Here is a 22,254-nt window from a genome sequence, read left to right as displayed (position 1 = left end):
TCTCTGGGTGGGGCTGTCACACGACGGTGAGCGGAAGGGGGATCCCCCGGTCGGTGAAGGTGAAGGCGGCGCCGGTGCTGAACCGGGTCAGCGCGACCTCCGTCGCCTCCCGGAACGCCTTGTCGCCGAGCGTGACGGCGGCGCGCCACCCGTCCGCGTCCACCGCGACGACCTCGGCGGAGAAACGCGGGTTCACGCCGCGGACCAGGGCGTTCAGCGGCTGAAGGTGCTCGGGGTCGAGCATCGACGGCCACACTGCGTCGGTGTGCGCGCCGCTCGCGGCCGGGAACGTCACCGTCACCGTGTCGCCGGTCTCCGCGATCTCGATACCGGTGTAGGGCAGGGGATTCAGAGCGGGATGTAGCCGCAGTACCGTCGCGAGCGCGGCGGCGTCGTCACCGAGGCCGAGGCAGTTGCGCAGGCGCTCACTGGTGAGCCCGGCGATCCCCGCGAACTGTTTGCGTCCGATCTCCAGCGCCGCGGCGGCGTCGGTGCGAGCCCGCACCGCGATCATGAAACCGAGGGTGAGCAGATGATGTTGCAGGCAGACCTCGTCGGCGAGACGCACCAGCGCGGAGCGGGAGAAGTCCGCGAATCGCACATCGCTGAGCAAGGGGCCCGTGTAGTCCGGCCGTCCCTCGTCGTCGCGATCGATCGCGGCCAGCTCCAGGCCCGCCGCCACCGACCCGGCGACCAGCTCGGCGTTGGGCGGCACCGGCGGCGGCACGTGCCCGGGATCGATGACGACCGTCCACGCGCACACCGGCTTCCGGTCGGCCGGATGGCGGGGCGGGCGGTGGATGGGCCGGACCTGCGCGTGCGGGTTGGTGGCCAGCGCGGTCGCGTCGAAGGTCGGGTCTTCGATGTCGTGGCACATCGACACGACGAAGTCCTCGCCCATCGGTTCCACGTCGGCCAGCGCACCGCAGTGGTCGAGCCAGAACTCGCCGTGGTGGTGGTCTTGCACCCGGAAACGGAAGTCCATGAACTGCGGTGGAGCGCCGATGTCCAGTTGCAGGCCCTTGAAGATGGTCTCCACGCCGTCGCCTGCGAAGCCCAGCGCCCGCTGCATGCGCCGGGTGTAGACCGGGCTGGCCACCTGCCACTCCTCGATGGCGATCTCGGTCATGCCCTCCCGGCCGAACGCGGCGATCGAATGCGCCATGCCGGAGCGGTCGATGAGGTGCCCGCACAGGAGCAGTTCGGGAATCAGCGCAGCCAGGGTGTCCCGGTCCAGGTCGGCGAATCGGCTGTGTGGTTCGGCCATGTCGGTCACCACAGCGGGACGGGGGATTCGCCGATGCGGTACCAGCCGGGCAGCGGTTTGCCGGAGACCGAGCGCTCGATGCGCTTCTGCATGCCGGGTGTCAGCGCCTTGTTCGTGATCATCTCCAGGAACATCGCCGAGACGTTGCCGAAGTCGAAGAAGTCGCGCTGCCAGGACCATTGGAAGTCACCGCCGTAGCGGAACCAGCTGCCGCCGATCCCTTCGGGCGAGTAGTTGCGCCCGTCCGGCCGCTCGGCCTCGCTGATCTGCTTCCAGAGTCCGATGACGTTGCCGGTGCGGTCGTCGACCACGAACTCCTGGTAGGGGTAGGTCCAGCCCTCCAGTCCGGCCATCTCCTGGCCGAGGGCCAGATCGCGGATCTCGTCGCGTCCGACGGCCATGAACTCCTGGGTGGGGCCGTAGTTCCAGCCGTAGGTGGCGTCCTCGGTGTACATCTGCGCGAGCGGCTTCCAGTCGCCCTTCTCCTCGCAGCGCTGGTTCTCCACGATCCAGCGCTGGATCATCTCGTCGAGCTCGGCGCGGTCGAAAGCTGGCATCAGTCGGTACCTTTCGGGGAGTGGTCGGTCGCGTCTTCGTCGGCGATCGACAGGGCTCGAGTGGGGCAGTAACGGATCGCGTCCGCCACGGCGGGCCGCAGACCGGCGTCCGGCACGTCGTCGAGGATTTCGACCCGGCCGCGTTTGGGCACGGTGAACACCTCCGGCGCCTCGGCCTGACAGACCGCGTGCCCCTGGCACAGATCGAGGTCGGCCAGGATTCTCATGACCGGCTCCGCACGGCCCGGCTTCGCGACCCGGGTATCCGCATTCGTTCGGCTCATCGGGTCTCCACGGTGACGGGAAGGTGGGCGAAGCCGCGCACATTGGACGAATGCACGCGTTGGATGCCGTCCGGAACGATGTCGAAAGCGGTGACGCGAGAGGCGAATTCCTGCAACGCGACGGTCGCTTCCAGCCGCGCCAAGTGCGCGCCCAAGCAGAAGTGCACTCCCGCACCGAAGCTCGCCAACCCGGACTTGTCGGCACGATCGATACGGAAACTGTCACCGTCATCGAACACCGCGGGATCACGATTGGCCGAACCGATCAACAGCAGCACCTTCGCCCCCGCCGGAATCACCCCGTCGTGGTAGGCCAGGTCCGTGGTGGCCGTACGGGCGACCATCTGACTGGAGGTGTCGTAGCGCAGCGTCTCCTCCACCCAATCCGCCACCAGATCGGGAGCCGCGACGACCTTCGCGTACTCCCCCGGATTACGCGCACCCCAATACAAGGCATTACCCAGCAGTTTCGTAGTGGTCTCGTTCCCGGCCACCACCATCAGGAACAAGAAACCGATGATCTCCTCATCGGACAACCGATCCCCTTCGATCTCGGCATCCAGCAACGCCGACGTCAGATCATCCCGCCGCGCACGCCGACGCTCGGCCACCATCTCCGCGTAATAACCCAGCAGCTTGACCGACGCCTCGACCGCCGCCATCGGGACATCCAGCACGCCGTCCTCCCGGTGCACCACCAGATCCGCCAACCGCCGAATCTCCACCCGGTCCGCGGCCGGAACACCCATCAACTCGGAGATCACATCCATCGGCAACTTGCCCGCGACCTCATCGATCCAGTCGAAACCCGCACCGGCCAGCGCCGGTTCCAGATACGACACCGTCAACTCCCGGATCCGCACTTCCATCTCCGCGACCCGTTTCGGCGTGAACCCCTTGAACACCAACCGCCGCATCCGCATATGCCGCGGATCATCCATCGCCAGAAACGACATCACCCGATGCGCGTGCGGCCCCCACGCCGCCGGATCCAGCGACACCCCATTCGCACTCGACAAACGCACACTGTCCCGAAACCCCGAGACCACATCCGCGTGCCGCGACAACGCCCAAAACCCCAGATCCGCATTGTGATACAGCGGCGCCTCGTCACGCAGCCGCCGATACGTCGGATACGGGTCCTCGTGAAACCCGTAGTCATACGGATCGAACGTCACCGGTTCCACCGCGGCGGTCATCACCCACACTCCGAATCCGATAACACGTTCTCAACGGGAAGCAGCCCGGCTTCCACTCGCAGAGACACATAGCTGGACATGTGTCTGGACGGTACCACCGACAGATTTTCAGGACAATCCCGAACGAACGATCTCTTCGAAACCGCGACCCGGTGCTGCGGCGCACGCACCGCCGGACCGCAAAACGAGAACGCGTTCTTGCAGGCGGTATACGATCGGACTAGTGTCCGAACAGCTGTCCATACCGTGGGCTGCCGAGCCGCACCGGTGTCCCCCACCCGGTACGCGCGCCATCAGCAGCGCCGAGGCGCTTACCGGCAGAAGACCGAGCACCACACCGAACGACCCGACAAGACAGGGGTACCCATGCGATTCGGCATAGTCCTGTTCACCAGCGACCGTGGCATCGCCCCCGCCCCGGCCGCCCGCGCAGCGGAGCAGGCGGGATTCGACTCCTTCTATGTCCCCGAGCACACCCACATCCCGGTGGCGCGCAGCGCGGCGCATCCGCAGACCGGCGACGCGTCGCTACCCGACGACCGATACCTGCGCACGCTCGACCCCTGGGTGGCGCTGGCCATGGCAGCCGCCGTCACCGAACGCATCGAACTGGCCACCGCGGTCGCACTCCCGGTCGAGCACGACCCGATCACCCTGGCCAAGACGATCGCCTCACTCGACCACCTCAGCGGCGGCCGGGTCCTGCTGGGCGCCGGATTCGGCTGGAACACCGACGAACTCGCCGATCACGGCGTGCCCGCGAACAAGCGGCGCACGGTGCTGCGCGAGTATCTGGCGGCGATGCGGGCACTGTGGAGCCAGGACGAGGCCTGCCACGACGGCGAGTACGTGAGCTTCGGGCCGAGCTGGGCCTGGCCCAAACCGGTGCGCCGCTCGGTGCCGGTGCTGATCGGCGCGGCGGGCACCGAACGCACGTTCCGGTGGATAGCCGAGTCCGCCGACGGCTGGATCACCACACCGGGGGAAACGGAGATCTCGGATCGACTCGCCCTGCTGCACGACATCTGGCAGCAGGCGGGGCGGACCGGACGTCCGCGCGTGGTCGCTCTCGACTACAAACCCGACGCCGCGCGCCTGGCCGAGTGGGAGCACGGGGGCGTCACCGATGTGGTGTACGGCCTGCCGGACAAGGACGAGCCCGCGATCCTCGGCTACCTCGAGCGGTTGTCCGGCAAACTCGCGGACATCGGCCGGCCACTCGGCGTGCGATAACCAGTCGCGCGGTGCACGCACCCGTCGAACAATTCCCTCGTGGCCGGAAACACAACGATTTCCGCAGCGTGCACGTTGCTCGAACAGAATAACGACACTACTATCTAGACACATGTCCGAAAGCGATTCCAGAACCGTCGAGGCGACGCGGCGGCGCTTGTCCGGAAAACAGGCCGACACCGTCGAGAAGCTCACCAGGTCGGCGCTGGAAGTGCTTTCCCGGGAGGGGTTCGCGGGCATGACCATCCGAATGGTCGCCGCCAACGCGAAGGTCGGCACCGCCACCGCGTACACCTACTTCTCGTCCAAGGAACACCTGGTCGCGGAGATCTTCTGGCGCAGGCTGCGCGCGACGCCCTCGCCGGTGAGCGAGGACGCGGATGCCACCGTGCGCGTGATCGCCGAGCTCCGCGGCATCGCGTTGCTCGTCGCCGACGAACCGGAATTGTCCGGCGCGGTCACCAGCGCGCTGCTCGGCCGCGATCCGGATGTCGAACATTTGCGCGCGCGTATCGGTTTGGAAATTCGCGCCCGTCTGGCGCATGCGCTGTCCGGAAGTCCCGACGAGGATATTCTGAAATCGCTCGAATTACTCTACGCGGGCGCGCTGGTGCACGCCGGGATGGGCTACGAATCGTATTCGGACATCGCGGACCGCATCGAGCGGTCCGCGATGCTCATTCTGAAGTGACGCAGCGCGTTTCGCGTCACTGCCCCGCGAGCCCCAGTTTCAGCGACGCCCCGCCGTCGACGAACATCTGCAAGCCGGTCACATAGCGCGACTCGTCGGAGGCCAGGAACGTGACCGCGTGGGAGATGTCCGAGGCCTCGACGAAGGGAATCGGCATGGCCTGCATGAACGGAAAGGTGACCTCGGCGTCCTCCCGCGTCGGGTGCTGCACGTCCGGACGGAAGATCTGGTACATGCCGGGGTTGTGCAGCATGTCGGTGTCGACGTTGGTCGGGTGCACCGCGTTGATCCGGATCGAGCTCGGCCCCAGCGTCAAGGCCAAAGTCTGCGTGTAGGAACGGATCATCTTCTTCGACAGACCGTAGCCGTCGCCGCCCGGGCCTTGCAGCGCCTGCTGGCCGTTGAATCCGGTCTGCGGCACCAAACCCGCCACCGAGCCGGTCACGATGATCGAGGCGCCCGCCCCCAGATGCGGCAGCGCGGCGTGCACGGTGTTCACCACGCCGACGAAGTCGACGTCGAAGGCGTCGACGAATCCCTGCAGCGGCACGTGGTGGCCGAGCGGGCAGATCCCGGCGTTGGCCACCACCACATCCAAGCGCCCGAGTTCGGCGACGGCGGCCCCGATCGCCTCGTGCAGCGCGGGACGGTCCCGCACGTCGACCTTCCGGGCCACCACCCTGCGGCCGGTCTTCGCGACAAGGTCCTCGGTCTCGGCGAGGTCCGCCTCGGTCGCCAGCGCGTAGTCGTTGCTGGCGATGTCGGCGCAGATGTCGAAGGCGATGATGTCGGCGCCCTCTTCGGCCAAGGCGAGTGCGTGACTGCGGCCCTGCCCCCGCCCCGCGCCGGTCACCAGGACGACCTTGCCGCTGACCCGATTCATGTTTCCTCCACCGTGCTCGTCACCGGTTTCCGATCCCCCCGCGACGCGCGCCGCAGGTCTATGGAATAGTAACCGGACATCTGTCTGGACGATACTACGGACAAAGGTATGGATCAATCACTCTTCACCGCGGCCGATTCGAGCTCCGCACCCCGTTCCCGCCCGGCCGAGCGGGGCGTCCGATGACGCCGAACCGCCCGCGCAATCTCGATTCGCCGCTCGTCGGGGCGCTCATCAAGTACATGTCGAAGGCGCAGGTCTGGGTCTTCCGCCGGACCGGAGGACGCATCGGCGGGCGATGGCGGATCGGCGCCGGCTTACGGAAGCCGGTGCCGACCTTGCTGCTCGAGCATCGCGGCCGCAAATCGGGCAAGGTGTTCACCGTCCCGCTGCTGTATCTGGTGGACGGGCCCGACCTGGTGGTCGTCGCCTCGCAAGGGGGGTTGCCGAACCATCCGCAGTGGTACTTCAACCTCTCGGCGCATCCCGACACCCGGGTGCAGATAGGCCCCGAGCACCGCCGCGTTCGCGCCCGCGTTGCGACCCCGCAGGAGAGGAAGCGCCTGTGGCCCTTGCTCGTCGCCCTCTACGCGGACTTCGACGCCTACCAATCCTGGACGGAACGCGAGATACCGGTGCTGATTCTCCAGCCGGGAGACCAGGCGCACTGACCTCGCGCCCGGCGCGTCGAGTGGGGTCCGCACCCACACTCCCCCATGATGTTCAGCGTTCCCGGCGCGGCGGGGCTCGCCCGCCGCGGCAGTGCGACGCAATCGATCGACTCGACAGAGGATGGGAGAGCGTGTGGCGAAAATGGGTAGGCGGAAACGGTCCAGGCTGATCACCAGCGGAATGCTGCGGGAGAAGCGCCAGGCCGAAGAGCACGAAGCGCCTGCGGCACCGGAGGTCATCGCGGACGAGGCCGAGGCGGCTTTCGGGCTCGATCTCGACGCGCTCGCCGCGCGCGTGCGCGCGCGGCGGCGGGAGATGAAGTGGACCCAGGCGGACGTGGCGGGCAACGGCGGCCCGCCGGCCAAGGTGATCAGCGAGATCGAGCGGTCCCGCAATCCGCGGCCCAGCGCCGAGGTGCTCGACCGGCTCGACGCGGCACTCGATTGGCCCCCCGGCACCAGCGCGACGATCCTGGGCGAGCAGCAGGCGAGCGAACTCGCCGCAGCGCGCTGATCGCTCGAGGCGAAACCCGGCCGGTCGGAGAATTTTTCGATATCTCCGACCGGCCGAGCCGGAACGCTCATAGGTAGCTGTAAGCGCTGCTAGGCTGCTCAGCGACCTAGACGACCGCTCTTGCGCCGCCGGAGTGCGCGGGTCCGGCCGTGCTGGACGCAGGTGTGAACCCGATGAAGGAATGGACGAATCATGCAACTCCGCGGCATCACTGCGGCAGCGATACTCGCCATCGGCTCGCTGACCATCGGCTCCGGCGTCGCTCACGCCGAGCCGGCTCCCGACATCACCTACTCGGCCAGGATCGTCGAACAGACGGTGGTCGCCGCGCTCCGGGGCGGAACCTTCGAATTGTCCAAGGCGCTGCGCGATCAGCCCGCCGGCGAGGAGAACGCTCGACTAACCGAGCGCGACGGGGTGCTCGTCGACCACACCGGGGCCCCCGCCGACATCGCTCGAGTGATCGACGTGGTCGACATCCGCGACGAGGACGGCCACGTCGCCATGACATTGCCGCTGGACTTCCGGATCGCGGGCACCGCCATTCCCGTGCATCCCGAAGTGAAGAAGGACAGCACGGTGCTGGAGCTGAAGCCGACCAGGCCGGAAGGCATCGCCCCCACCGAAACACTGGTCGCCAAACCGGTCGCGTCCATGACCGAGAACCAGCGTGCCCGTGACGAATTCGCCAGCCAGTTCGGACTCGCCACCGCCATCGGCGGTTTCATCGGCACCGCCATCGGCGCCACGATCGGCTGCCTGGTCACCATCCCCGTCGGGTGCGTGGCCGGCCTGCTGACCGGCGCGAGCCTCGGCGGCATCCTCGGAACCATCGCGGTCGGCGGACCGACCCTGGTCGTGGCGGGTGTCGACCTGCTCACCACGCTGCAGGCAGCCGAGGGCACCACCCGCTTCGCCGACAAGCCGGTCCAGGTCACGCCCGCACCGCCCAAGTGACCTCGTCGCGGCGGCGGCCACGCCGCCGGGACGAGACCTCCGACGACCGCGCCGCTACAGCGGCGCGGTCGTCGTGTTCGAGCGGCCTACGCGCTCATCGTTGATCAGGTGGTAGGCGCGCCCCAGGTCGTCGAGCGCTCGCTCCCATCTGGTGTCCGCGTCGTGGCCGCGCGGGTTGCGGCTGAGCAGCAGCAGTGTCTCGGCCGCGTCCGTCGACCGTGCGGCGGCGTCCAACAGGACCGGCACCGGTTCCACGGTGGTGCCCGCCGCCAGCGCGCCGATCCGGTCGTGCAGCCAGTGCGCATCGAAACGCACCTGCTCCGTGGGGTTCTCGCCGTTCACCGGGAAGGTGCTCACCGCGGCGGCCTTGGCGGCCTCCTCCTCGTCCATCGTCGTGGTGACGACCTGACGCAGTTCGCTGCTCGCGATCCGGTGTAGCAAACCGATCAGCAGGACCCGTTCGGCGTCCGGACCGCGCAGACCCGTGCCACCCAACCACCCGCCGACCTCGTCCGGGTCGACGCGCAGAATCGACAGAACCGCTCGTAACTGCGCAATCGTTACCACTTCGTCCGCCCCTCCTCATCGTCGCGGCCCCACCATCACACCTCGGCGACAGCCTGCCAAACCCGAGGCGCGTTAACCGTCCGGTAGCCCTTTTGCCGATCCGGCGTGTCTCCGCTCTGCGGCCCAGGTCACCTCGAACCGCAGGATAAACCGGGGGCCTACTTGGGTACTCCAGAATCCATGAGAGCGATACCGGCGCGGGTCACTGGTGACACGACCACGTCCGCAGTGCGCGAGTCCGAACACGGCGGTGCGATCGCGAGCACGAAATGGCGACGTATCAGGGAGGTGATCGCCACCAGAACCGTCGCCGATGCCACCCGAGAAGTGTCGATCGAGGTGGGGAAGCCGCAGATGGCACCGGGCGCCACCGGCGTCGTGTGCGGATTCCGCATCCAGGGCATCGGCGAGCGATGGGCGCACGGCCCCGACTCCATCGCCGCGCTGTACCGCGCTTTCCAGGAGATCGCGCAGGAGCTGCGGCAAGCCAACAGCCACGGCGCGCATTTCGCGGTGACCGAACCGTGCGACCCGGGCTTCCCCGCCGCCCCCACCCGCCCTTCGTGCGCCGCCACGACGGCCGAGCACGAGTCGCAAGCTCTGATCGCTGCCCGTACGCTGCGCGATGCCGACAGCTCGTTGTCGATCATCATCGGCAGGCCCTACCTCGCGGCCGACCGGCGCGAGCATCTGTGCCGGTTCCACATCAGCGAGCAGGGTGCCTCGCTGGCCAGCGGTGTCGACGAGATCCAGGCGCTGCACTCCGCGATCAGCATGATCAGCGAACGCCTCGAGCTACCGCAGGATTGGCCGGTCAGCCGCCTGTCCTGAGCCCGAGACGCACAATCCGCGGCGAACCGCCCAGCCGGTCCGGATTCGGCATCGAATCACCGGTTGGTGGATCGTCGTTCGACCGGCGTGGGTAGCCGCGCCATGAGCAGTCCGGCACGTCCGTCGCCGACCTTCCCCACGTCCTGATCCAGACCGTGGCGGAGTCGCGGCGTCGCCAGGAGGGAACTGCCCATGGAATTCATCTCGCCGGTCGACGCCCTGTTCCTCATCGCGGAATCACGCGAGCACCCGATGCATGTCGGTTCGCTGTCGATCTTCGATCCCCCGGACGGCACCGGATCGGAGTTCGCCCGCCGCGCGCACGCGACGCTGGCGGCCGACCAGGACTTCCACCCGATGTTCCGCAAGCGCCCTGCTCGCCTCCTCGGCACTCCCCAGCTGGCCTGGACCGTGGACAGCGCCGTCGAACTGGACTACCACGTCCAACGGTGGGCGCTGCCGGAATCGGGTGGCCTGGACGCCCTCACCGAGATGGCCGCCGGCCTGCACAGCACCCTGCTCGACCGGCACCGGCCGCTGTGGGAGGCGCACCTGATCGAGGGGCTCGCCGGCGACCGGGTCGGGTTGTACGCGAAGATGCACCACGCGCTCATCGACGGCGTCGGCGCGCAACGCCTGTTACAGCGCACGCTCAGCACCGATCCCGAGTCCGGCACCGCGCTGGTGCCCTGGCATCTGCCGCCGTCGACGGAGCACCGGGAGCGCGCACCGCGCAGGCACACCCTCGGCACCCGCGCGCGTGCGCTGCTCGCCGCGGCGGGCTCGGCCTCTTCGGCGCTGCGCCTGGCCCGCACCGCGCTCGTCGAGCAACAGCTGACGCTGCCCTTCGCCGCGCCGCGCACCATGTTCAACGTCCCGATCGGCGGAGCCCGCCGCTGCGCCGCCCGCTCCTGGCCGCTGGACCGGATCCGCCAGGTCAAGAAGATGACCGGCACCACGCTCAACGACGTGGTGCTGGCCATGTCGGCGGGCGCGCTGCGCACCTATCTGCTCGAACACCTCGCCCTGCCGGACAAGCCGCTGATCGCCATGGTTCCGGTCTCGCTGCGCCCCGAATCCGACGACGGGGGCAGCGGGGGCAACGCGGTGGCGGCGCTGCTGTGCAATCTCGCCACCGACCTGCCCGACCCGGCCGCGCGGCTGGCGGCGATCAGCTCGTCCATGCACCGCAGCAAGGAGATCTATCGCACGCTCTCCCCCGTGCAGGCGGTCTCGCTCTCCGCGCTGACCCTCAGTCCGCTCGCCCTGTCGCTGCTGCTCCCTGCCACGGTCGCGCTGACCAGCCCGCCGTTCAACATCGTCATCTCCAATATCCCGGGCCCGCGCGAACCCCAGTACTGGAACGGCGCGCGCGTCGCCGCCAGCTATCCGCTGTCGATCCCCCTGGACGGGCAGGCGGTGAACATCACCCTCACCAGCAATGCCGACAGCCTGGACATCGGCATCGTCGCCTGCCGCCGCAGCGTGCCGGACGTGGCCAGGCTGCTCGACCACCTGGAATCCGCGTTGGCCGAGCTGGAGGACACCGTCTACTGACCGAACCCCCAGTAGCGAGCCGACACGGCGGCCGGGCGGCCGGATCGCCGCTCGGAGGTCAGGACGAACTCGCCGTCCCGAGCCCGTTGATCGACGGCGGCAGCTCCGGCTTCGCCGCACCGGGGCCGGCCAGCAGGCGCTTGAGGATCTTGCCGGTGTCGCCGCGTGGCAGCGCCGAGAGGAAGGTGACGTCACGCGGGACCGAGAAGCGGCTCAAGCGGTTGCGGATGTAGGTGCGGACCATGTCCGAATCGAGCCCCGATCCTTCGCGTTTGACCACGAAGGCCACCAGCCGCTGACCGAATTCATGGTCCGGCACACCGACCACCGCGACGTCGCTGACCTGCGGTAAGTGCGCGAGCGCCTCTTCGACGGGGCGCGGGAAGACGTTCTCGCCGCCGGAGATGATCATCTCGTCGTCCCGGCCCGCGATGAACAACCGGCCCGAGGCGTCCAGATAGCCGAGGTCGCCGGTGTCGAGCATGCCGTGCGCCTCGTCCGGCGGCGCCGAGTTGACGTAACCGTCGAACAGCATGTGATTGCCGACGAAGATGTGCCCGGTGGCGCCGATCGGCAACCTGCGGTGGTCCGGCCCGAGCACGGCGACCTTGGTGCCCAGCGGGGGGCGCCCGGCCGTGGTCGGCGAGGTGTGCAGGTCATCGGGGGTCGCGATGGTCGCCCACGAGACCTCGGTGGAACCGTAGACGTTGTAGAGGACGTCGCCGTATGCCTCCATGAATCGCTCGACGGTCGCGCCCGCCAGCGGCGCGCCGCAGCTGATCATGTGCCGCAGGCTGGAGGTGTCGTAGCGGGCGCGCACGTGCGCGGGCAGATCGAGGATGCGCTGCACCATGGTCGGCACGACGATCACCGTGTTGACCCGGTGCTCGGCGATGCTGCGCAGGCAGTCCTCCGCGTCGAACCGTCCCGTGAGCACCACGGTCGCGCGCAGCGCGGTGCTCAGCTGTAGCCCGGCCAGCCCCCAGGTGTGGAACAGCGGCGCCGGGATCAGCATGGTCTCGTTCATCTGCATCGGGATGCGCGACAACAGGGCCGCGATGGACCCGAAGCCCTTCGGGTGCGGCCTGCGCGCTCCCTTCGGCGTCCCGCTGGTCCCCGAGGTGAGCACGATGAGCCGCCCAGGCTGGGCGGGCGTGCGGAAGGTGGTGTGCCCCTCGGCCACGAGTTGATCCACGGTTGTCCGCTCGGGCACCGGGGGGCGTTCGTCGGTGTTGTAGCGCGGGATGTCGGCGTGCAGGTAGCGCACCAACTCCTCCAGGTCGCCGTCGACGAACAGCGCCGAAAGGCGGTCGCGCTGGACGATCTCCTCGATGGTGCGGCCCGCCAGCCCGGCGTTCAGCAGGGCGACGTCCACACCGAGTTTTCCCGCGGCGACCATGCATTCGACCATCGCCGCGTGGTTGCGTGCCAGCAGTCCGATGGCGTCACCGGGGCCGAGACCGTGCGCGGCCATCGCCCCTGCCAGCGCATTGGTCCGCTCGTGCATGTCGGCGAAGGAGCGGGTGCCGTGGTCGTCGATGATCGCGACCCGGTCCGGGGCGTACGCCGCGCCCGCCGCGTATCCGCCCGCCAGGTTGAAACCCCACTTCGCCAGTGAACGCAGTTGTTTGAAGCTGCGATCGAGGCGAACCGGCAGCACGACGCCGCTGGCCACCATCTGCCGCGCGACGCCCGCGTTGCGCCGGATCGGCGAATCCTCCCCGTTGACCACCAGGGAGGTCCGCGCGCCCTTGGCGACGTCGGCCACCCGCTTCAGTCCGCTCTTGGTCCATTCCGCGATCGCCACATTGGACAGCTCCGCCACGCGGGGGTGCACGCGGCTGGGCGCGAAATAGGTGATCGTGACCTTGGTGCGCTCCTCGTCGCCGTGTAGTCGCACCGACGCGAAGCTGCCCAGCGCGGCGTACTGCATCTCGAAGCTCTCATACCAGCGGCCCACGCTGATTCGGATCTGGTGGGTGCGGATACCGGACTCGTAGGTGCCGACGCGCATCTGCCAGACCACGTTCCCGTCGGCCGACTGGATCTGCTCACACGCGCCGATACCGGTGAACATGCGCGGATACGTCTGCGGTTCGAGCAGCAGGTCCCAGATGGTCTTGCGGGCGATAGCGAATTCGGCGACTACATCGATGACGTCGGTAACCAACTTGTGCACTTCTCGTCGGCCGGTTCGAAGAACTTCGGGTCGGCGGGTAGCTCCTTTGTAACGTCAGTCACAGGTAAGGTCAAGTAGCTCGGGGCTCGCCGCCACTACCAGCGATACGCAGGAAATACCCTGCGATTGCCCAGCATTCACCTGGGGCTGGGAACCGGCCCAAATCCCTCGCGCGACGCCTGTGAATGAACCCAACGATCACCGAAACTCCCGCCCGGCGGCGACGGCCGATCCTAACGTCGCAGACGCCTGCTCGGCAGGACCGCCCGCTGGCTGGAGAGATTATGGACCACAACCCCGCACGACGCATCGCGCACTCCCGCGCCGAGGAGATCCTCGACTTCTTCGGCAAATGCCGAGCGTGCGGCTATCCCGCTTACGCGGAGAGCACCACGCTGTACTACGACAACGGCGACATGGAGACCAAGGTCATCGCCGGCTGCGCTTTGCCGTGCGGCTGGACGGACGAGGTGTCGGCCACCCCGATGACCGGCTCTGCCGCCCACCCCCGCACGTAGGGAGGTCAGGCCGCGCGCGAGGCGAGTTCGTCGGAACCGAGCGCGCGCTTGCGCAGCTCACCCAGGATCCGGGCGAGGATGCGCGATACCTGCATCTGGGACACGCCCAGCTCTTGCGCGATCTGCGTCTGGGTCCGGCACTCGTAGAAGCGCATGATCAGCACCTGCCGATCGCGCGGTGGCAGCTCGGCGATCAGGGGACGCACCGCCATCGCCTGCTCCAGCAGGTCGTAGCACGGCTCCTCGGCGCCGAGCGTGTCGGCGAGCGCCTGCGGCGCGCCGTCGCCGTCGTCGCGGCCGCCGGCATCCAGCGAGTTGGTCTGGTAGGCGTTGCTCGCGATGAGCGCCTGGGTGACCTCGACGAGTTCGACGTCCAATTCCTCGGCGATCTCCCGCGCCGTCGGCATCCGCCCGAGTCGGTGCGACAACGTCTCGGTGGCCGGGCCGATGCGCAGCTGAATCTCTTTGAGCCTGCGCGGAACTCGCAAGGACCACGTGTTGTCCCGGAAGTGCCTGCGCACCTCGCCCATGATGGTGGGGACCGCGAAGCCGAGGAAGGAACTGCCGCGGGAGACGTCGAAGCGGTCCACCGCGAGCACCAGCCCGACCCGGGCGATCTGCAACAGGTCCTCGTAGGACTCACCGCGGCCGGAGAACTTGCGGGCGATGTGTTCGGCGAGCGGAAGACACCGTCGCGTCACCTCCTCGCGCAGCGCGGCGCGATGCGGATCGCCCTCCTCCATGGAGGCCATCTTCTCGAACCACGGCTCGATGTTGTCGTAGCTGTCCCCTGCGCGCTTACGGCCCGTCGCGACATTCCCGTCGGTCGTGAACTCACGTGTCATCAAATGGTCCTCGTTCCCAACTGAATTCGATAACGGTCGGATACCCGCCGATCTCGGAATCAAAAGGGTCACGAGAAATCGACAGCGAACTGGTGAGCATGCGCACGAGTTCCCAGCTCAGCGGATCGCCTTCGGGCACCTCGTCACCGAACGCGGCGACGGAATCCACGCGCACGCTCATCCGGTCCGCGCCGTAGGTGAACGCGCAGCCGAGCATCGAGCCGGGCGCGGCGCCCACCAGCAGCATGGTGGCCGCCTCGTTGATCGCCAGGCGGATGTCCGCGGCCGCGTCGAACGGAACGTCGGCGACCAGGCAGACGGTGTCCGTCATCGCACGGATCAGGGCCAGGTGTCGCGCGTCGGCGGGGATCCGCACCGCGACCGTGGTGGTCTCGGTGGCGGGCGCGCCGAACGCGCATGTGATCACCCGCATCAGACCGTGGCGAGCTGCGCTTGCCACATCCAGTGCAACTGCTCCAGTCGCGCCGCGATCGCCAGGAACAGATCCTGGGTTACCGGATCGGCCTTCTCGGTGGCCGCGATCCGCTCACGCAGCCGCTTGATCACGGCGGCGAGGTTGCCGACGATCGTGTCGATGATGTCGGTGTCCTGCTGCCAGCCGTCACCGATTCCGATCGCGCCGGAATCCTTGGCCACGGTTCCCGCGCGACCGTCCGGGCTGATCCCGACGGCGGTGGCGCGTTCCGCGGCCGCGTCCGTGAAGTCCCGTGCCACGGTCACCAATTCGTCCAGCGCGAGGTGCACCGACCGGAAGTTCGAGCCGACGACGTTCCAGTGCGCCTGCTTGGCGATCAGCGACAGGTCGATCAGGTCGACCACCGTGTCCTGCAGGGTCTCGCCCGCGATGCGCTGCTGCTCCGGGTCCAAGGTACTGGTGATGGGTTGGGACATCGTTCTGAACCTTTCTGCCGTTCATCCGGGTCATCGACGGTCTACCCAGTCATGCCGCGATAAACCTCCCGCTAGGTCCCGCGGACGGGAAACGGGGTGCACGCCCCGGCGCCCCGCACGGGTCTCCGCCGGCTCGTGCGGGGTGCAGGGATGACCCAGGCGCGACCGCTCCGCACCGCGTCGTCGGTGGCGATCCGCGCGGTCCGCGACCGCCGCTGCACTATGGTGTGATCCACACAACACGGGGAGGTGCGTGATGGCGGAGCGGACCGCGACGCCCTTACGGGCGGCGACCTTGACGGAGTTCACCGGTCGCGTCTCGACACCGACCTACGACCGTTCCCGGATCTCGACCGGCATAGCGCATTTCGGGGTCGGCGGGTTCCATCGAGCGCACCAGGCGATGTACGTCGACCGCCTGCTCGAGCGCGGACTCGGGCAGGACTGGGGCATCTGCGGTGTCGGCGTACTGTCGGGCGATCGCCGGATGCGCGATGTGCTGCGGGCGCAGGACGGCTTGTACACGTTGTCGACGGTCGCGCCGGACGGCGCCTGGACCACGCGCGCGATCGGCTCCCTCGTCGAGTACCGGTACGCGCCCGATGATCCCGAGGCCGTCGTGGCGAAGCTCACCGATCCGGTCACCCGGATCGTCTCGCTCACGATCACCGAGGGCGGCTACCACATCGCGGCCGCCACCGGCGAATTCGACGCCGACGACCCCGGCATCCGCGCCGATCTCGCCGGGAGCGCCCCGCCCGCCACCGTTTTCGGGCTCGTCACCGAAGCGCTGGCGCGGCGCCGATCAGCGGGTCTCGCGCCGTTCACCGTGCTGTCCTGCGACAACATCGAGGGCAACGGCGACGTCGCGCGCCGGATGTTCGGCGCGTTCGCCGCCCTGCGCGATCCCGGGCTCGGATCCTGGGTGGCGGAGCAGGTGCGCTTCCCGAATTCGATGGTGGACCGGATCACCCCGGTGACTCCCGCCGGGGCGACCGGCGAGGTCGAGCGGCGGTACGGTCTCATCGACCGCTGGCCGGTGGTGACCGAGCCGTTCGCGCAGTGGGTGCTGGAGGATTCGTTCGGACTCGGCCGCCCGGCCTTCGAGGAAGTCGGGGTACAGGTCGTCGACGACGTCACCCCGTACGAACTGATGAAACTGCGGTTGCTGAACGCGAGCCACCAAGCGCTGTGCTACTTCGGATATCTGAGCGGCTACCGGCTCGTCCACGAAGCCGCCCGGGATCCGGTCTTCCGGCGCTTCTTGCTGCGCTACATGGACGCCGAGGCGACGCCGACGCTGCGACCGGTGCCAGGGGTCGACTTGGACGCCTACAAGCGCACGCTATTGGACAGGTTCGCCAACCCCGCGATCGGCGACACCATCGCCCGGCTGTGCGCGGAATCCTCCGACCGGATCCCGAAGTGGCTGCTACCGGTGGTCCGGGCGCAGCTCGCCACCGGCGGCGAGGTCGACTGCGCGGCGGCGGTCGTCGCGAGCTGGGCGCGCTACGCCGAGGGTGTCGACGAGGACGGGGCCCAGATCGAGATCATGGACCGGCTGGGTGACCGGCTGACTCCCCTCGCGCGGCGCCAACGCCAACAGCCCACCGCCTTCCTCGGCGAGCGCTCGCTGTTCGGCGACCTGATCGACCATCCCCGGTTCGTGACCGCGTATCTGGCCGCGCTGGACAGCCTGCACACCAGAGGCGCCCACGCCACCGTCGAGGAACTGGCCCGCTAGCGCGGGGTGACGCGGGCGACCGCCCGGCAGTCGGCGCCGACCGCGAACCAGACATCCAGGCTGGAGTCGGTGCACCGGGCCACGAGCTCGACGTCCTCGCCCGATCGCACCGGCTTGCCGTACTCGACCACCACGCGGTGCGGGCCGGACTTGAGTTCGGTGTGATCGGCCAGCACTTCCTCGAGCGCGGTGAGGTAGACCGCGTTGTTCATGTGGTCGAGCAGATCGATGTCGGTCGCTCGCAGCGGAAAACGCCTGCACTCGACGCCGGGATCCCCTGGGGCGGGCATGGGGTCGGTGAGTTCGGCTTTCCAGCGCAGCCGATGCTCGGTCGTGCAGGCCAGCATGGGTGCGAGAAACCGGTCGCTCATCCGGGCGGGGACCCCCGATTCGGTGCCGAAATGGATCAGGAAGCTCTCGGTCTCCACCAGCCCGCCCGCGCTGCCGCAGATCTGGACCCGCATCGTGCACCACCGGGTGGATGTCGCCGAGGGCCAGCGCCGCAGGGTCGCCGCCTCACCGAACGCGAGCGGCTTCAGCGCGTCGACCACCGTCCTGCGGATCACCCACAGCCGATGGATGTCGCCGTCCTCGAGGACGTCGAGATGGTCGTAGCCGACGTCCTGCAGGTAGCGCGCGACACCGTCGAGCCGCAGCCGCTGGTCGCGATCGGTGTCGGCGAGACGCACCGGCCATCCCGTCTCGAACGGAGTCAGGACGGCCGGTGATTCCGGCAGCACGCTGGGAATGGCCATAAGCGGATGATGCCAGCCATTTGCCACAATCGCACTGCTACGCGCAGATCGTCATCGAGCCGAGAAGATAAGGTCTCCCATTAGGTAACTTTACCCGAGGCGTGCTGCCGAAATTGATCGCTAATAGTTAGCTCGACTGCTCTCTACTTCTTGCGATCCCGCTTCTCCCGCACCCGCACCGAGATGCGCACCGGCGAGCCGTCGAAGCCGAACTCCTCGCGCAACCTGCGTTCCAGGAAGCGCCGGTAACCCGCCTCCAGGAAGCCGGTGGTGAACAGCACGAACGTGGGCGGCCGGGTGGTCGCCTGGGTGGCGAACAGCACGCGGGGCAGCCTGCCGCCGCGCATCGGAGGCGGGGTCGCGGCGATCACTTCCTTCAGCCAGGTGTTGAGCCTGCCCGTCGAAATGCGCTTGTCCCAGGACTCCAGTGCGGTCTCCATGGCGGGCACCAGCTTCTGCACCGCGCGGCCGGTGTGCGCGGAGATGTTCACCCGCTGCGCCCACGGCACCCGGACCAGATCGCGGTCGACCTCGCGGTCCAGTTGCAGACGGCGATCCTCGTCGACCAGGTCCCACTTGTTGAACGCCAGCACCAATGCCCGCCCGGAATCGGCGACCATGCTGATCACCCGCAGATCCTGCTCGGTGATCGGCTGCGAGGCGTCGATCAGCATGATCGCCACCTCCGACGCCTCCAGTGCCGACTTGGTGCGCAGCGAAGCGTAGAACTCGGTGCCGCTGGCATTGCTCACCTTGCGGCGCAACCCGGCGGTATCGATGAACTTCCAGATCTTGCCGCCCAACTCGACGAGGGAGTCGACCGGGTCGACCGTGGTGCCCGCGACATCGTGCACCACCGAACGCTCGTCGCCGGCCAGCTTGTTCAGCAGGCTCGACTTGCCGACGTTCGGCTTGCCGACCAGCGCAACACGACGCGGGCCGACACCGCCGGTCCCTTCACGCGGCGTCTCGGGGAGCACCGCGAGCACGTCATCGAGCAGGTCGCCGGTGCCGCGGCCGTGCGCGGCGCTGACCATGCGCGGCTCGCCGAGCCCGAGCGACCACAGCGCCGCCGCTTCCGCTTCCACCCGCTGGTCGTCGACCTTGTTGGCGACCAGGATGACCGGGACGGCGGAGCGGCGCAGTTTCCGCACCGCGGCCTCGTCGGTCGCGGTCGCGCCCACGACGGCGTCGACCACGAGCAGGATCGCGTCGGCGGTCTGCATGGCCAGTTCGGCCTGGCGGGCCACCGATTGCTGCAGCCCCTTCGCGTCGGGCTCCCAGCCACCGGTGTCCTGCACGAGAAAACGGCGGCCCGCCCAATTCGCCTCGTAGGAAACGCGGTCGCGGGTCACGCCGGGAATGTCTTCCACGACCGCCTCGCGGCGGCCGAGAATCCGGTTCACCAGCGTCGATTTGCCCACGTTCGGGCGGCCGACCACCGCGAGCGTCGGCATCGCGACGTGCGCTCGGTCCTCGAATTCGCCCTCGAGTTCGGCCAGCTCCCAGTCGGCCTCGTCGCTCCAGACGCCGTCGCCGGCGAGCACATCCTCGTTCATCGGTCACCTCCGGTCCGGTACGCCGAGACCTGCTGCGCGACAACGCGATACAGCTCGTCGATGACCTCATCCATGGACAGTTCGCTGGTGTCGACGCCCACCGCGTCCTCGGCCGGGCGCAGCGGGGACACCTTGCGGGTCGAGTCGAGGGTGTCACGGCGCTGCACGTCGGCGAGCACGGCCGCGTAGTCGTCGCCCCGGCCCTCGGCGATGTTCTGCTGATTGCGCCGGTGCGCCCGCGCCTCGGCGGACGCGGTCAGATAGATCTTGGCGTCCGCGGCGGGCAGCACGACCGTGCCGATGTCGCGGCCCTCCACCACGATCCGCCCCGCGGCCGCCGTGATGTCGCGCTGCATGGCGACGAGCAGGTCACGCACCTCGGGCACGGCGGACACCGCGGACACGGCCTTGGTGACGGCGTCGCCGCGAATCTCCGAGCGCACGTCCTCCCCGTCGAGCTCGATCACCTCGCGGCTGGGATCGGTGCCGATGGACAGCGGCAGTTCCTTGACCGCGGCGGCGATGGCGACGGTGTCGGTCAGCTCGATGCCCGCGCGCAGCACGCGCAGCGTCGCCACCCGGTACATCGCGCCGGTATCGAGGTAGCGGGCGCCGAGGCGGGTGGCCAGGCGCCGCGAGACGCTCGACTTCCCGGTGCCCGACGGCCCGTCCATGGCGACCACCAGCGGGCTCGTACCGGCCGGCCGCGCCGGCTCCTGCACCGGGATCTCCACACCGTTCACAACGACACCGCCTCGTAGAGTTTGCCGATCTCATCGCGCCCGAGCACCCGCAACGTGCCGGGCCGTTGGTCGCCGAGCGCGACCGGGCCGATATTCGTGCGGACCAGCCGGACGACCGGATGGCCCACCGCGTCGAGCAGGCGGCGCACGATGTGCTTGCGCCCCTCGTGCAACACGATCTTCACCAGGGAACGTCCCTCCCCCAGCTCGAGCACCTGGAAGCGGTCGACCTTCGCGGGACCGTCCTCCAGTTCGACGCCTTCCTTCAACCGCTTGCCGACCGCGCGGTTGTTCACCTCACCCTGCACCGTGGCCAGGTAGGTCTTCGATACCTCGAAGGACGGGTGCATGAGCCGGTGCGCCAGATCGCCGTCGTTGGTGAGCAGCAGCAGGCCCTCGGTGTCGGCATCCAGCCTTCCGACATGGAACAGGCGCTGACCAGCGGCGATCCGCTCCGCCACGATGTCACCGACGCAGGGGCGCCCCATATCGTCGGACATGGTGGACTGCCAGCCCTTGGGCTTGTTCAGCGCGACGTGCACCAGTTCCTCGCGCACCACCACGCGGGTGCCGTCGACGCGCACCACGGCGTGCTGCGGGTCGATGCGCAGGCCCTGCTCGCGCACGATCATGCCGTCGACCTCGACGCGGCCCTGCGCGATCATCTCCTCGGCGGCCCGCCGCGACGCGACGCCCGCCTTGGCGAGGACCTTCTGCAACCGCTCCCCCTCGCCCCAGGGGAGTTTGGCGTGACCGCCGGACGCGTCGGGCTCCACGTTCTGGTGGCGCGCGGGCTTGGCGTTGCTCAGCAGCGGCGGCGCTGTGACCTGACGCTGCGGCTTGGGCTTCTTCTTGCCGGCCGGGGCCGGGTGTCGCTGCGGGCTCGGGGCCTGCGCCGATCCGCGCTGGGCGGATCCGCGGCCCGCGCCCGCCTGCTGGGCGCCACGGGCGCTGGTGCCCCGTTGGGCCGAACGGGCGTCGCGCGAACCCGAGCTGCGGCTCGCGCCGCCCCGTTCGGGCTGTGCGCCGCGTTTCCTACGATCCGGTGTGCCATCTCGGCGAGCGGGCGTATTCATGATGTCCTGTCACTCTGCGGTACCGAGGTCCAAATCGGCCTCGGCGGGTTTCCTCGACCTGGTGTAACGGGGGTCCGTCTCCAGGCTCTCGTTGATCTCATCGATCAGGTCGACGCCCGGAAGCAGGGGCGCCAGTGGCGGCAGGTCGCTCAGCGAAGCGAGCCCGATCCGTTCCAGGAACAGCTCGGTGGTGCGATACAGCGTTCCGTTGGTCTCCGGGTCGACGCCTGCCTCGGCGATCAAGCCCCTGGCCAGCAGGGTGCGCATCACCCCGTCGACGTTCACGCCACGCACCGCGCTGACCCTGGTCCTGGTCACCGGCTGACGGTATGCCACCACCGCCAGTGTTTCCAACGCCGCCCGCGTCAGTTTCGATCGGGAGCCGTCGAGCAGCATCCGTTCCACATACGGCGCGTACTCGCTGCGAGTATAGAAGCGCCAGCCGTCACCGACGAAACGCAGATCTATCCCGCTGGACCGCGCCGACAGCTCGGCGGACATCGCACGCAGGGTGTGCTCGACCCGCTGCGGGCTGTCGCCGAGGGCGGCCGCGAGCTGGTCCACCGGCGCGGGAGCGTCGACGACCAGCAGCATGGCCTCCAGCGCCGAACGCAGATCGGCGTCCTCCAGCGGCTCGGAGGTGAGTTCCACCACTGCCTCACTCACGACTGCCCCTCGCCGCAATCCGGGCGCGATCGCGCGCTGTGCTCGC

Annotated in this window: 25 protein-coding genes; 9 read left to right on the top strand and 16 right to left on the bottom strand. The window is 68.6% G+C overall.

Annotation, left to right across the window (positions count from 1 at the left end):
* Nucleotides 1–16: 16 nt before the first annotated feature.
* Genes ABZ803_RS33395 through ABZ803_RS33380 form a run of 4 tightly spaced genes read right to left on the bottom strand, consistent with a single transcriptional unit; the run spans nt 17 to nt 3,307 of the window.
* Nucleotides 17–1,267 carry a hypothetical protein gene (locus ABZ803_RS33395; RefSeq protein WP_357045529.1) on the bottom strand — a complete coding sequence of 417 codons (1,251 nt, stop codon included), beginning with the start codon at nt 1,265–1,267 and terminating at the stop codon, nt 17–19.
* Between the two features lie 5 nt (nt 1,268–1,272).
* Entirely contained in the window at nt 1,273–1,824 is a 552-nt protein-coding gene (locus tag ABZ803_RS33390) for a nuclear transport factor 2 family protein (RefSeq protein ID WP_357045527.1), read from the bottom strand.
* Nucleotides 1,824–2,051 carry a ferredoxin gene (locus ABZ803_RS33385; RefSeq protein WP_357045581.1) on the bottom strand — a complete coding sequence of 76 codons (228 nt, stop codon included), beginning with the start codon at nt 2,049–2,051 and terminating at the stop codon, nt 1,824–1,826. The genes ABZ803_RS33390 and ABZ803_RS33385 overlap by 1 nt, the downstream gene beginning before the upstream one ends.
* A gap of 53 nt (nt 2,052–2,104) precedes the next feature.
* Nucleotides 2,105–3,307 (bottom strand): cytochrome P450, encoded by a 1,203-nt coding sequence (locus tag ABZ803_RS33380; protein WP_357045525.1) that lies wholly within the window; start codon nt 3,305–3,307, stop codon nt 2,105–2,107.
* A gap of 366 nt (nt 3,308–3,673) precedes the next feature.
* Here ABZ803_RS33380 and ABZ803_RS33375 point away from each other — a divergent pair, with 366 nt between their 5' ends.
* Together ABZ803_RS33375 and ABZ803_RS33370 are read left to right on the top strand one after the other, a co-directional pair.
* Nucleotides 3,674–4,540 carry an LLM class F420-dependent oxidoreductase gene (locus tag ABZ803_RS33375; RefSeq protein ID WP_357045523.1) on the top strand — a complete coding sequence of 289 codons (867 nt, stop codon included), beginning with the start codon at nt 3,674–3,676 and terminating at the stop codon, nt 4,538–4,540.
* 112 nt (nt 4,541–4,652) lie between these two features.
* On the top strand, nt 4,653–5,231 hold the full coding sequence (locus ABZ803_RS33370; RefSeq protein ID WP_357045520.1) for a helix-turn-helix domain-containing protein: 579 nt from the start codon (nt 4,653–4,655) through the stop codon (nt 5,229–5,231).
* Nucleotides 5,232–5,247: 16 nt separating this feature from the next.
* Here ABZ803_RS33370 and ABZ803_RS33365 read toward each other — a convergent pair whose 3' ends face one another.
* Nucleotides 5,248–6,114 carry a mycofactocin-coupled SDR family oxidoreductase gene (locus ABZ803_RS33365; protein WP_357045518.1) on the bottom strand — a complete coding sequence of 289 codons (867 nt, stop codon included), beginning with the start codon at nt 6,112–6,114 and terminating at the stop codon, nt 5,248–5,250.
* Between the two features lie 182 nt (nt 6,115–6,296).
* Here ABZ803_RS33365 and ABZ803_RS33360 point away from each other — a divergent pair, with 182 nt between their 5' ends.
* From ABZ803_RS33360 to ABZ803_RS33350, 3 genes are all read left to right on the top strand, one after another.
* Complete coding sequence (locus ABZ803_RS33360) at nt 6,297–6,785, top strand: nitroreductase family deazaflavin-dependent oxidoreductase (RefSeq protein ID WP_357045517.1); 489 nt, start codon at nt 6,297–6,299, stop codon at nt 6,783–6,785.
* A 181-nt stretch (nt 6,786–6,966) separates the two neighbouring features.
* Nucleotides 6,967–7,299 (top strand): helix-turn-helix domain-containing protein, encoded by a 333-nt coding sequence (locus tag ABZ803_RS33355; protein ID WP_357045515.1) that lies wholly within the window; start codon nt 6,967–6,969, stop codon nt 7,297–7,299.
* A 192-nt stretch (nt 7,300–7,491) separates the two neighbouring features.
* A complete protein-coding gene (locus tag ABZ803_RS33350) occupies nt 7,492–8,256 on the top strand; it encodes a hypothetical protein (RefSeq protein WP_357045513.1) in 765 nt (254 codons plus the stop codon).
* 54 nt (nt 8,257–8,310) lie between these two features.
* Here the strand turns inward: ABZ803_RS33350 and ABZ803_RS33345 are convergent, their stop codons facing one another.
* Nucleotides 8,311–8,823, bottom strand: a complete 513-nt coding sequence (locus tag ABZ803_RS33345) for a hypothetical protein (RefSeq protein ID WP_040866182.1) — start codon at nt 8,821–8,823, stop codon at nt 8,311–8,313.
* Nucleotides 8,824–9,051: 228 nt separating this feature from the next.
* Between ABZ803_RS33345 and ABZ803_RS33340 the strand changes: the two genes are divergently transcribed.
* The gene (locus ABZ803_RS33340) at nt 9,052–9,654 is read left to right on the top strand and encodes a hypothetical protein (protein ID WP_357045510.1); all 603 of its coding nucleotides are present in this window, start codon (nt 9,052–9,054) and stop codon (nt 9,652–9,654) included.
* A 56-nt stretch (nt 9,655–9,710) separates the two neighbouring features.
* On the opposite strand, the gene ABZ803_RS33335 is transcribed toward ABZ803_RS33340, so the two are convergent.
* Nucleotides 9,711–9,848, bottom strand: coding sequence for a hypothetical protein (locus tag ABZ803_RS33335; RefSeq protein ID WP_357045508.1), 138 nt, complete (start codon nt 9,846–9,848; stop codon nt 9,711–9,713).
* Here ABZ803_RS33335 and ABZ803_RS33330 point away from each other — a divergent pair.
* The gene (locus tag ABZ803_RS33330; protein ID WP_357045507.1) at nt 9,847–11,211 is read left to right on the top strand and encodes a wax ester/triacylglycerol synthase family O-acyltransferase; all 1,365 of its coding nucleotides are present in this window, start codon (nt 9,847–9,849) and stop codon (nt 11,209–11,211) included. The genes ABZ803_RS33335 and ABZ803_RS33330 overlap by 2 nt on opposite strands.
* A 58-nt stretch (nt 11,212–11,269) precedes the next feature.
* Here the strand turns inward: ABZ803_RS33330 and ABZ803_RS33325 are convergent, their stop codons facing one another.
* Nucleotides 11,270–13,288 (bottom strand): AMP-binding protein, encoded by a 2,019-nt coding sequence (locus ABZ803_RS33325; protein ID WP_357045579.1) that lies wholly within the window; start codon nt 13,286–13,288, stop codon nt 11,270–11,272.
* A 386-nt stretch (nt 13,289–13,674) separates the two neighbouring features.
* On the opposite strand from ABZ803_RS33325, the gene ABZ803_RS33320 reads away from it, so the two are divergent.
* On the top strand, nt 13,675–13,908 hold the full coding sequence (locus ABZ803_RS33320) for a hypothetical protein (protein ID WP_357045505.1): 234 nt from the start codon (nt 13,675–13,677) through the stop codon (nt 13,906–13,908).
* Nucleotides 13,909–13,913: 5 nt separating this feature from the next.
* On the opposite strand, the gene ABZ803_RS33315 is transcribed toward ABZ803_RS33320, so the two are convergent.
* The 3 genes from ABZ803_RS33315 to ABZ803_RS33305 are packed head-to-tail and all read right to left on the bottom strand — an operon-like array spanning nt 13,914 to nt 15,665.
* The gene (locus ABZ803_RS33315; RefSeq protein WP_357045503.1) at nt 13,914–14,753 is read right to left on the bottom strand and encodes an RNA polymerase sigma factor SigF; all 840 of its coding nucleotides are present in this window, start codon (nt 14,751–14,753) and stop codon (nt 13,914–13,916) included.
* Nucleotides 14,743–15,186: an anti-sigma factor gene (locus tag ABZ803_RS33310; RefSeq protein ID WP_357045501.1), complete on the bottom strand. Its 444-nt coding sequence runs from the start codon at nt 15,184–15,186 to the stop codon at nt 14,743–14,745. Before ABZ803_RS33310 ends, ABZ803_RS33315 begins: the two co-directional genes overlap by 11 nt.
* Nucleotides 15,186–15,665 (bottom strand): DNA starvation/stationary phase protection protein, encoded by a 480-nt coding sequence (locus ABZ803_RS33305; protein WP_357045499.1) that lies wholly within the window; start codon nt 15,663–15,665, stop codon nt 15,186–15,188. The genes ABZ803_RS33310 and ABZ803_RS33305 overlap by 1 nt, the downstream gene beginning before the upstream one ends.
* Nucleotides 15,666–15,921: 256 nt before the next feature.
* On the opposite strand from ABZ803_RS33305, the gene ABZ803_RS33300 reads away from it, so the two are divergent.
* Nucleotides 15,922–17,409 (top strand): mannitol dehydrogenase family protein, encoded by a 1,488-nt coding sequence (locus tag ABZ803_RS33300; protein ID WP_357045497.1) that lies wholly within the window; start codon nt 15,922–15,924, stop codon nt 17,407–17,409.
* Here the strand turns inward: ABZ803_RS33300 and ABZ803_RS33295 are convergent.
* From ABZ803_RS33295 to scpB, 5 genes are all read right to left on the bottom strand, one after another.
* A complete protein-coding gene (locus ABZ803_RS33295; protein WP_357045495.1) occupies nt 17,406–18,164 on the bottom strand; it encodes an acyl-ACP thioesterase domain-containing protein in 759 nt (252 codons plus the stop codon). The genes ABZ803_RS33300 and ABZ803_RS33295 overlap by 4 nt on opposite strands.
* A 143-nt stretch (nt 18,165–18,307) precedes the next feature.
* On the bottom strand, nt 18,308–19,723 hold the full coding sequence (der, locus tag ABZ803_RS33290; protein ID WP_063053696.1) for a ribosome biogenesis GTPase Der: 1,416 nt from the start codon (nt 19,721–19,723) through the stop codon (nt 18,308–18,310).
* Complete coding sequence (gene cmk, locus ABZ803_RS33285) at nt 19,720–20,397, bottom strand: (d)CMP kinase (RefSeq protein ID WP_357045577.1); 678 nt, start codon at nt 20,395–20,397, stop codon at nt 19,720–19,722. Before cmk ends, der begins: the two co-directional genes overlap by 4 nt.
* A 65-nt stretch (nt 20,398–20,462) precedes the next feature.
* Entirely contained in the window at nt 20,463–21,542 is a 1,080-nt protein-coding gene (locus tag ABZ803_RS33280) for a pseudouridine synthase (RefSeq protein ID WP_357045493.1), read from the bottom strand.
* A 9-nt stretch (nt 21,543–21,551) separates the two neighbouring features.
* Nucleotides 21,552–22,208, bottom strand: a complete 657-nt coding sequence (scpB, locus tag ABZ803_RS33275) for an SMC-Scp complex subunit ScpB (protein ID WP_357045491.1) — start codon at nt 22,206–22,208, stop codon at nt 21,552–21,554.
* Between the last annotated feature and the right edge of the window lie 46 nt (nt 22,209–22,254).

Origin of the sequence: Nocardia sp. NPDC047648 (assembly GCF_040642815.1) — a bacterium.
Taxonomy (GTDB): Bacteria; Actinomycetota; Actinomycetes; order Mycobacteriales; family Mycobacteriaceae; genus Nocardia; species Nocardia gamkensis.
The sequence above is the reverse complement of the archived record's forward strand: the minus strand, read 5'-3'. Positions and strand labels throughout refer to the sequence as shown.